At 59.5% G+C, this 5,537-nt stretch carries 4 protein-coding genes; all 4 read right to left on the bottom strand.

Annotated features, from left to right (window positions below):
- Positions 1-1,019 (bottom strand): CTP synthase (locus D8V06_RS30480; protein WP_177434480.1); only part of this gene is annotated, 1,019 nt, incomplete at its 3' end.
- Positions 1,020-1,293: 274 nt separating this feature from the next.
- Positions 1,294-2,622 (bottom strand): tRNA lysidine(34) synthetase TilS, encoded by a 1,329-nt coding sequence (tilS, locus tag D8V06_RS23090; protein ID WP_130931885.1) that lies wholly within the window; start codon positions 2,620-2,622, stop codon positions 1,294-1,296.
- A gap of 133 nt (positions 2,623-2,755) precedes the next feature.
- Entirely contained in the window at positions 2,756-3,703 is a 948-nt protein-coding gene (locus tag D8V06_RS23085) for an acetyl-CoA carboxylase carboxyltransferase subunit alpha (RefSeq protein ID WP_056856237.1), read from the bottom strand.
- A 139-nt stretch (positions 3,704-3,842) separates the two neighbouring features.
- Positions 3,843-5,537, bottom strand: a 1,695-nt coding sequence (gene dnaE / locus D8V06_RS23080; protein WP_130931887.1) for a DNA polymerase III subunit alpha, incomplete at its 5' end; no start/stop codon positions are given.

Genomic DNA, 5,537 nt, shown 5'->3' with positions numbered 1-5,537 from the left:
AGCAGCGCGGTGCCCTGGTTTTCGATGTCTTCGGAATCGATGTAGCGCAGGTTGACCTTGGTACGGTTGCTGATACCGGCGTGACTCATCGCTTCGATCAGCGACTTGTAGGCGTCCAGCAGTTCCATGTACTTGCCGACCATGGCGATGGTGACTTCGTGCTCAGGGTTGAGCTTGGCGTCGACCACGGCTTCCCACTCGGACAGATCGGCACCGCCGCATTGCAGACCGAAACGCTCGACGACGAAATCGTCCAGGCCCTGGGAGTGCAGGATGCCCGGGATCTTGTAGATGGTGTCGGCGTCTTCCAGCGCGATCACCGCACGTTCTTCAACGTTGGTGAATTGCGCGATCTTGCGACGGGAAGAGACATCGATCGGGTGATCGGAGCGGCAGACCAGCACGTCAGGCTGCAGGCCGATGGAGCGCAGTTCCTTGACCGAGTGCTGGGTTGGCTTGGTCTTGGTTTCGCCGGCAGTGGCGATGTACGGCACCAGTGTCAGGTGCATCAGCATCGCGCGCTTGGCGCCGACTTCGAAACGCAACTGGCGGATGGCTTCGAGGAACGGTTGGGATTCGATGTCACCCACGGTGCCACCGATCTCGACCATTGCCACGTCGGCATCGCCTGCACCCTTGATGATGCGGCGCTTGATTTCGTCGGTGATGTGCGGAATCACCTGGATGGTTGCACCCAGGTAGTCACCACGGCGCTCTTTGCGCAGCACATGCTCGTAGACACGGCCAGTGGTGAAGTTGTTGTTCTGGGTCATGGTCGTGCGGATGAACCGCTCGTAGTGGCCCAGGTCCAGGTCGGTCTCGGCGCCGTCGTGGGTGACGAACACTTCACCGTGCTGGAACGGGCTCATGGTGCCCGGGTCGACGTTGATGTACGGGTCCAGCTTCAGCATGGTGACCTTAAGTCCCCGCGCCTCCAGGATGGCCGCCAATGATGCCGATGCAATGCCTTTCCCCAATGAAGAAACAACACCGCCCGTGACGAATATGTAGCGCGTCATGAAAAACCCTAGAAGTCTGCGTTAAAGCGGTCCGAGCCGCCGGGGAAAGCGAAGGAAGGCCGAAGCCCCCGATCACCTGCATTAATCACAGTGCACCTTTCAAAAAAACCGCCGCGTTGGGACAGACCGGAAGATGTAACACCGGTACGTTGCTCGCTACACATTTTTTGGAATCGCCCAGCAAAGACTGCTTGGTAATCGGCAACTCCTGCAATTCAGGCGAATCCACAGAAGTTGTATCAAGAAGGGAGCGTAGTCTACCGGAAAGCCCCTTTCAGCTCAAACCTTGATCTTCGATCGGCGGCTGCCAATGCAATTTCCATTCTCCTGCCTTGCCACCCTCCAGGCCCTGAAGGTTCGCCACCGCCAGCAATTGCGTGCCCTTGAACAGCAGCGGCAATCTGCCGCGCACGAACTGCGGCACACCCCGCTCATTGAACAAACGCTTGAGATCGCGATGACCGCGGTGCGGCAATTCCATGATTTCGCCACCTTCACGATAGCGGATCTGCAAAGGGCCATCGGGCAATTGCCCCGTCAGCGTGAGCACGCCGTTGCCGGGCAATGCCAACGGCAGCGCGGGGTCAGGCCAGTTTCCGGCATCGGGCACCGGCCTCAACCAGATGCCCGACAACCACCACAAGCGCCCACCCGCCCGATGCAATTCGCCATCTGCCAGGCGCCAGATCGGTCGGGCATCGTGCGCTGCATCACGCAAATTGTCCCAACCCGACCAATGGTCACTGTCGGGCAAGCTTGTCCGCGGCTCAAGCCAGTGACTGAGCGCGTTGCGTTGCCGGGCAGCGGATAGTTTTTCCAGCGCTACCAGCTCCAGAGACGGCAAGCCCAGCCAATCGAAATCACTTGGCGTGATCGCCTGGCTCAAGTCGATTTGCGCAAGATCATCGAGTAACCCCTGCGCCTCGCTCACATGCGCAGCGCTGCGGGCCATGGTCGCCATCGCTTGCGGCCAGCGCTCCGACAGCACCGGGAACACCTGATGGCGCAGGTAGTTGCGCGAGTACTGCCGATCCTGATTGGTAGGATCCTCGATCCAGCTCAAATGGTTTTCGCTGGCATAGGCTTCCAGCTCGGCCCTCGTGACATCGAGCAATGGCCGCAGTAGATGGCCCTTGCCCAATACACGCTGGCGCGGCATTCCCGACAATCCTCTCACCCCTGCCCCACGCAACAACCGGAACAACAGGGTTTCCGCCTGATCATCGCGGTGTTGCGCGGTCAGCAGTATTTCATTGGCTTGAGTGATCTGGTTGAAGGCGGCATAGCGCGCCTCCCGGGCCGCACGCTCCAGGCTGGCGCCGGGTTGCACCTGTACGTGCACGACATGTAGTGGCACACCCAAGGCATCACAAACCGACCGACAATGCTCCGGCCACGCAGCAGCCACAGCTTGAAGGCCGTGATGAACATGAATGGCGCTTAGCGCCGGCAGGGATTCGGTTTTTGCGAGGTGTACGAGAAGGTGCAACAAAACGGTGGAGTCGAGACCACCAGAGAAGGCGATGCGCCAAGCGGAGGCGTTGCGCCAGCGCTTCAGATTCAGCAAGAGTCTGGAAGGCAAATCAATTCCGGGCCGATCCATATATGTCCCTTTGCACAAATCAAATGTGGGAGCGAGCCTGCTCGCGATAGCGGTAGAACAGCCAACAGATTTGTTGAATGTTAAACCCTTATCGCGAGCAGGCTCGCTCCCACATGGGTACAGCGTGATCTGATTACAGACCGTAGCTCATCAGGCGCTCGTAACGACGGTCGAGCAGCGCCTTGTGATCAAGCTTCTTGAGCATTGCCAGTTGCGAGCTCAGCTCGGCACGGATCGAAGCAGCCGCAGCGGCCGGATCACGGTGGGCGCCACCCAGAGGCTCGCCAATCACCTTGTCGACGATACCCAGGCCTTTGAGACGCTCGGCGGTGATGCCCATCGCTTCGGCGGCATCCGGCGCTTTCTCGGCGGTTTTCCACAGAATCGAAGCGCAACCTTCCGGCGAGATCACCGCGTAGGTCGAGTACTGCAGCATGTTCAGTTGATCGCACACGCCGATGGCCAGAGCGCCACCGGAACCACCTTCACCGATTACAGTGGCGATGATCGGGGTTTTCAGGCGCGCCATGACGCGCAGGTTCCAGGCGATCGCTTCGCTCTGGTTACGCTCTTCCGCGTCGATGCCCGGGTAGGCACCCGGGGTGTCGATGAAGGTCAGGATCGGCATCTTGAAGCGTTCGGCCATCTCCATCAGGCGGCAAGCCTTGCGGTAGCCTTCCGGACGCGGCATGCCGAAGTTGCGGCGAACCTTCTCGCGCACTTCACGGCCTTTCTGGTGGCCGATGATCATCACCGGCTGGTCGTCCAGACGAGCGATACCGCCGACGATGGCAGCGTCGTCGGAGAAGTGGCGGTCACCGTGCAACTCGTCGAACTCGGTGAAGATGTGTTCGATGTAGTCCAGGGTGTAAGGACGTTTCGGGTGACGCGCCAGACGAGCGATCTGCCAGCTGGTCAGCTTGCCAAAGATATCTTCGGTCAGCGTCTTGCTCTTGTCCTGCAGGCGGGAGATCTCATCGCCGATATTCAGCGAATTGTCATTACCGACCAAGCGCAATTCTTCGATCTTGGCTTGCAGGTCGGCGATCGGCTGTTCGAAATCTAGAAAATTCGGGTTCATAGGCGTCCGTCTTGGGTCGAGTCCCAAGTGATCTTGGGCCGGCCGGTTGTCTATTCGCGCCCTACCTTAAGGGAGAGGCGCGCTGAGGTCGAGATTAAAAATTCAGGTTGCGGGCAGGCGTTCTGATATTACCTGCCGGTCAACGGTATTGGAGGAAGACGTTGTCTCGCCCGAACTGGTCACGCAGGGCTTGAATCAACGCATCCGCCGGATCGATTCGCCAGCCTTCGCCGAACTGCAGCAAGGCCTTCGCATCGGGACTGGTGTAGTCCATGGTGATCGGGCACGCGCCGCGGTGACGTTTGAGCAGCTCACCCAGCCAGCGTAGCTGATCGCCCTTGAGATCCTTAGCGTGCAGTTTCAAACGCAGGCTCTCGGCCAGGTTGGTGCGCGCATCTTCCATGCTCATCACCCGCTTGACCCGCAGCTTCAGGCCACCGGAGAAGTCGTCGTTACTGACCTCGCCTTCGACCACCACCATCGCGTCGGTCTGCAACAGCGACTGTGCAGCATGGAACGCCTCGGAAAACAGCGAGGCTTCAATCCGGCCAGAGCGGTCGTCGAGGGTGATGAAGCCCATCTTGTCGCCCTTTTTGTTTTTCATCACCCGCAAGGCGATGATCATCCCGGCGACGGTCTGGGTGTCGCGCGCTGGCTTCAGATCGATGATGCGCTGGCGGGCGAAACGGCGGATTTCACCTTCGTATTCGTCGATCGGGTGGCCGGTCAGGTACAGGCCGAGGGTGTCTTTCTCCCCTTTCAGGCGTTCCTTGAGAGTCAGCTCCTTGGCCTTGCGATGGTTGGCGTAGACGTCAGCGTCTGCCTCGACAAACAGACCGCCAAACAGGTCGGAGTGACCGCTGTCCTGAGTGCGTGCGGTTTGCTCGGCGGCCTTGATCGCTTCTTCCATGGCCGTCAACAGCACCGCACGATTGCGGTCGATATTGGCCTGATAGGCTTTCTGTTCATCATGGAAATACGGGCCAAGACGATCCAGCGCACCGCTGCGAATCAAGCCGTCGAGGGTACGCTTGTTGATGCGCTTGAGGTCAACCCGGGCGCAGAAGTCGAACAGGTCCTTGAACGGGCCGTGCTGACGCGCTTCGGTAATCGCCTCCACCGGGCCTTCACCCACACCCTTGATCGCGCCGAGACCGTAAATGATCCGGCCTTCGTCGTTCACCGTGAACTTGAACTCCGAGGTGTTCACATCCGGCGCATCGAGGCGCAGCTTCATCGTGCGCACTTCTTCGATCAAGGTCACGACCTTGTCGGTGTTGTGCATGTCCGCCGAAAGTACCGCGGCCATGAATGGCGCCGGGTAATGCGCTTTCAGCCACGCGGTCTGGTACGACACCAGGCCGTAGGCGGCGGAGTGGGATTTGTTGAAGCCGTAACCGGCGAATTTTTCCACCAGGTCGAAAATGTTACCGGCAAGATCCGCGTCGATCCCGTTGGTCGCGCAACCCTCAATGAAACCGCCGCGCTGCTTGGCCATTTCTTCGGGCTTTTTCTTACCCATGGCTCGACGCAGCATGTCCGCGCCGCCGAGGGTGTAGCCGGCCATGACCTGGGCGATCTGCATCACCTGTTCCTGATACAGGATGATGCCGTAAGTCGGCGCCAATACCGGCTTCAGGCCTTCGTACTGGTAGTCCGAGTGCGGGTACGCCAGTTCGGCGCGACCGTGTTTACGGTTGATGAAGTCGTCCACCATGCCCGATTGCAGCGGGCCAGGACGGAACAACGCTACCAGTGCAATCAAGTCTTCCAGGCAGTCGGGCTTGAGCTTTTTGATCAGCTCTTTCATGCCGCGCGATTCAAGCTGGAACAC

Source organism: Pseudomonas sp. Sample_24 (genome assembly GCF_004307605.1).
In the GTDB taxonomy this organism is placed as follows: domain Bacteria; phylum Pseudomonadota; class Gammaproteobacteria; order Pseudomonadales; family Pseudomonadaceae; genus Aquipseudomonas.
Note: the sequence above shows the minus strand (reverse complement) of the source record. Positions and strands in the feature narration are given on the sequence as shown.

Excerpts from the sequence above, each read along its gene's own strand:
- D8V06_RS23085 (WP_056856237.1), bottom strand. The coding sequence starts at position 3,703 with ATGAACCCGAATTTTCTAGATTTCGAACAGCCGATCGCCGACCTGCAA.
- tilS (WP_130931885.1), bottom strand. The coding sequence starts at position 2,622 with ATGGATCGGCCCGGAATTGATTTGCCTTCCAGACTCTTGCTGAATCTG.